This window comes from Armatimonadota bacterium, from assembly GCA_020354555.1.
GTDB lineage: Bacteria > Armatimonadota > Hebobacteria.
On record CP070648.1, the window covers coordinates 4,659,837 to 4,663,785 of the forward strand.

Below are 3,949 nucleotides of genomic sequence, written 5' to 3' on the forward strand. Positions count from 1 at the left end.
CGCTCTTCGTGACCGCGCGCACGTCGCTGTACAAGGTGCCGCTCGGCATCGCCGGCTGGAATCAGTAGGGCGACCGTTTGCAGTTGCGAACAGTAGCGCAACCGTCCCCGGTTGCGAACAGCAGCGCAACCGTCCTCGGTTGCGGAGAGTAGCGCAACCGTCCTCGGTTGCGGAGAGTAGCGCAACCGTCCTCGGTTGCGAAGAGTAGCGCAACCGTCCCCGGTTGCGAAGAGTAGCGCAACCGTCCCCGGTTGCGAAGAGTAGCGCAACCGCCCGTCCTGAGCGCCGCCGAAGGGTCCTCGGTTGCGAACGCTGTTTGAGGCATCCCGCCGCGGCTGGCGGCGTCACCCCGTGAGGATGTTGGCGGTCTTGGTCTTGGCGTCCCAGTGGACGCGCATGCCGAGGGATTCCGCGACATAGCGCACGGGAACCAGCAACCCGCCTCCCATGGATGGGATCGCCGGCACGTGCTTATCCTGCATCTCCCTCGGCCAACGCCCGACGGGGAGCGTAACCGTATTGTCTCCGCGCGCGATGGTGGCCCTCCCCGATTCCTGCGTGACCGAGGCCCCGGCTTCGGTGAAGGCGCGAGCGTCGGCCATCAGGTTCCCCTTGACGAGCATGCGCGGAAGCGACCTGTCGAGCGCCGCGCCGTCGCGCGCCAGCTTGATCGCCTCGGGCGCCTTCGCGCCTTGCTCCAAGATCTCCAACTGCACGACGTTCGACAGCAGCAACTGATGGTTCTGGTCCATCCACTGCTCCTCCTCGTCAGGGTCGTCGAACGAAAGGAACGGCACGTCGAAGTACTCATAGACAGCGCGCACCTCATAACTGCCCGGATTCCATGTCTCCACATCGTAGCCCCACCACGAGAGCTCCATGTAGTACCAATACGTCTCTCCGGGGCCAACCGTGACGTCGGGAACCCATTCGACGCCGGCGGGCAGCTCCACGTATACGCCAACCGCTGGCGCGACAGGCACGCCCTGCGAATCGGAGACGACGAGCCATTGGGAATAGTCGTACTGCATGTGCGCGCGCGGGCCCGTGGTTGGACGATCGAACGTGAGTTCTTCGCTTGACAGGTTCGTGTAGGTTACGAGCGCACGCGGCGGTTCGCTGCCGGGTGCCCATACGCAGGTGTCGAGATCCACCGTTAGCTGCAGCCTGCCGGCCAGACTGCCCGTGTCCGACAATGCGGTGTTAGCGGGGCACACCACCCCGATCGCAGTCAGCAGCCCTGCGATGACGACCCCGTTCATCCTCTTCCCCGCTCGGTGCTCGTTCTGGTGCCGTAGGTGAAGCGCTTTCCGTTAATCGCGATCTGCGCAGTCTCGAATTCCGCCAGATTCATGGCTCCGTGACCGTCACCCCGTGAGGATGTTGGCGGTCTTGGTCTTGGCGTCCCAGTGCACGCGCATGCCGAGGGATTCCGCGACATAGCGCACGGGAACCAGCAGCCCGCCTCCCATGGATGGGATCGCCGGCAGGTGCTCGTCCTGCATCTCCTTCGGCCAGCGACCCACGGGAAGGGTCACGGATGCCTCGCCGCGGCTAAGGTTGACTTCCTGTTTCGCCTTGTCCTGCGTCGCCTTCACGCCGGCCTGCTCGAGCGCTTGTGTGCTTGCCACGAGGGAGTTGCGCACTCGCTGCGGCTGCGGCGCGGCATCCAACGGATTGCCATTCAGCGCCAACCGCGTGCTCGCTGGCGCCTGCGCCCCTGCCGGAAGAACCGTAAAGGGCACCTCATTGCTGACGTAATCACCATCGAGCACCACACGCTCATCAGGCTGGAATTCGTCTGCAGGCCAGGAAGTCGGCTGCCACGCGAACGCTTGCGCGCTGTAGTCTCCTGGCGTGAGAGGACTCCAGCAATTAAAGGTGTACGCGTACAATGCAGAGTCACCTGGCTCCAGGCGAGAAGTGGAGGGGCCGAGAGCGGGTGTAATCGGGGGATACGCGAGTGTGAAGCTCTCACCGTCGGCACGCGTGACCACACACTTGGATTTGGTGTTGTAGTCTGTAGGCTGATACCTTATAGGCTCCGGACCCGTGTTTGTGTAGATCGTGGTCACACATATCAGTTCCCCCTCCGCGTAGACCGGCGAGTCAAGGAGAATCTCGAATGCCAGCCATTCCACTGGTTCCGTGCCCTCTTGTGCGTAGTCACAGATCGCACTGGCCGTTACGCCAAGCAGCATGAACAGGGCAAGCATGCCTGGGAGCTGTCGGACACGATATACGTTGCGCGTCAGTAATGCCCGGCGCACGCGTCACCCCGTGAGGATGTTGGCGGTTTTGGTCCTCGGATCCCAGTGCACCCGCATGCCCAGGGATTCCGCGACATGGCGCACGGGAACCAGCAGCCCGCCGCCCATGGATGGGATCGCCGGCAGGTGCTTGCTTTGCATCTCCTTTGGCCATTGGCCGATGGGGAGGGTCACGCGCCTGTCTCCCCTCGCGATCGTCGCTGTCCCCGATTCCTGTGTCAGGTTGGCCCCCGTTTCCGTGAACACGCGAGCATCCGCCATCAGACTGCCCCGCACGAGGATTCTGGGAACGGCTTCACCGAGCGTCGTCCCGTCCCGCGCGAGCTGGACACGCCCCGGCGCCTTCGCACCTTGCTCCAGGACCGCCAGCTCCACCACGTTGGAGAACAGCAACTGATGGTTCTCATCCATCCACGGTCGGCGTTCGTCCTCATCGTAGAACACAGGTACCGACACGTCGAAGTACTCGTAGACCGCCTGCACGGCGTACGTACCGGGCATCGGGTTCAGCTCGGCAAAGTCATAGCCCCACCATATCAGACTCAGGAAATACGAGTGGCTCTCGCCTGGCGTGAGAGTGACCGTGGGCACCCACTCCACACCGGCCGGCGAATCCGCTATGATGCCGACCTCGTCTGAGGGCACCAGTTCAGCTTGAGGGTCAGTCATGATCAACCATTGATTCGCGTCGTAAGTGTTCGCAGCCCGCGGACCTGCCGTCGGTCTGCCGAAGACAACCGTTTCCACCGACACATTCGTCAAGACGATTAGCGCCCTTGGCATATAGTTGCCTGGTGCCCATACGCAGGTGTCGAGATCCACCATTAGCTGCAGCCTGCCGGCCAGACTGCCCGTGTCCGATAACGCGGTGTTAGTGGGGCACACCACCCCGATCGCAGCAAGCAGCCCTGCGATGACGGCTCTATTCATTGGCGTTCTCCTCCCAGACTCGCTCGTGGACACTACTTGAAGCACTTTCCAGTGATCGCTATCTGCGTAATCTCCCATTCGACCAGGGTTGTGGCTCCAAACGAGTTGTCGCCCATCAGCATTTCCCGCCAGCCCGGCGGCCGGAACACCTTGTAGGCGTCGCGCATGTTGAGAAGATGACCTACTTCGTGAGCGGTCGCACCCGACGAGAAGTGGGGAAGCGACACGCCGTTGGCGCGGGCGAACCCTCTGTCTTCCATGGAGACCTGATCATCGCTCACGTCTTGTACTTTGTAGCCAGCGTTGTACAGGATATATCCGTACCTTGGCAGGGCAGCGTTCCTGTGCTGCCGCATGTAAGCCGTGACGTCCTCGACCCATTCGAAAGACTCCGGCGCCTTGTACTCAGCTCTTGTTTCGTCGAACTTCCAGTAGACTCGCGCGAGTCCCGTCCAATGGACGTCACGCGCTCGCTGCAGCTTAGCCGTGATGTCGCCAAGTGAAAGGATAGGCGTATCCGGGTCGGTGGCAGACGCCATGACGTCGACTTCGATCAGAATCTCTTTGTCCTGCGGCGAAAGCCGCACAATACTGCCAGCACCAGCTCCTCCGATCGGATATCCTCGGTACTCCTCCCAGGTCGTCCGACGATCACCTGCTTTCGCGTGCGACGGACAGGCTCCCTCGCCATCGGGGTCTTTCGGTTCGTCATCCCACCAGAGATCGTCCCCCGGGGCTGGCCAGGGGAC

At 62.3% G+C, this 3,949-nt stretch carries 4 protein-coding genes; all 4 read right to left on the reverse strand.

Features of this window, described 5'->3' with window-relative positions; genetic code table 11:
* Positions 1–344: 344 nt before the first annotated feature.
* Entirely contained in the window at positions 345–1,262 is a 918-nt protein-coding gene (locus JSV65_19145) for a copper amine oxidase N-terminal domain-containing protein (GenBank protein ID UCH34608.1), read from the reverse strand.
* A 105-nt stretch (positions 1,263–1,367) separates the two neighbouring features.
* Positions 1,368–2,216 carry a hypothetical protein gene (locus JSV65_19150; GenBank protein UCH34609.1) on the reverse strand — a complete coding sequence of 283 codons (849 nt, stop codon included), beginning with the start codon at positions 2,214–2,216 and terminating at the stop codon, positions 1,368–1,370.
* 57 nt (positions 2,217–2,273) lie between these two features.
* Positions 2,274–3,200 carry a hypothetical protein gene (locus JSV65_19155; GenBank protein ID UCH34610.1) on the reverse strand — a complete coding sequence of 309 codons (927 nt, stop codon included), beginning with the start codon at positions 3,198–3,200 and terminating at the stop codon, positions 2,274–2,276.
* Between the two features lie 32 nt (positions 3,201–3,232).
* Positions 3,233–3,949: hypothetical protein (locus tag JSV65_19160; protein ID UCH34611.1), on the reverse strand; the 717-nt coding region annotated here is incomplete at its 5' end.